This window comes from Microbacterium sp. 69-10 (genome assembly GCF_001897945.1).
In the GTDB taxonomy this organism is placed as follows: domain Bacteria; phylum Actinomycetota; class Actinomycetes; order Actinomycetales; family Microbacteriaceae; genus Microbacterium.
Genome location: NZ_MKRT01000024.1, coordinates 1 through 399, shown reverse-complemented (window position 1 = coordinate 399; position 399 = coordinate 1). Strand labels below are relative to the sequence as shown.

Here is a 399-nt window from a genome sequence, read left to right as displayed (position 1 = left end):
TCGTCGTGGATGGTGGGCATCTACCTGTCGGCCATGTCGGTACTGACCCTCGTCGCGCTGATCCTCTCACCGGAGACCAAGGACCACGACTACGAGGACGACCTCGGCATCGCCGCGCAGCTCTGAGCGGGACGCTGGGCTGACTCAGCCCTCGGTCCGGATCGCTCCGCCCTGGATGCCGAACGCGTGTCCGCGTAGCCTGGCGGCATGGCGACGATCGAGGATGTGCGCCGGATCGCGATGGGGTTCCCCCGTGTGGTGGAGCGCAGCGGCGGGCACAACGGCGGGCTCGCATGGCGCACGAGTGCCGGGATGCTGGCCTGGGAGCGCCCGCCCCGCAGGCACGACCTGGAGCAGCTGGCGAACCTCGGGCGCGAGTGGCCGGACGGCGTGATCCTG

At 70.4% G+C, this 399-nt stretch carries 1 pseudogene; it reads left to right on the top strand.

What is annotated here, in order from left to right:
- Positions 1–207 precede the first annotated feature (207 nt).
- Positions 208–399, top strand: a pseudogene (locus tag BGN97_RS10925) (hypothetical protein); the annotation flags it as partial.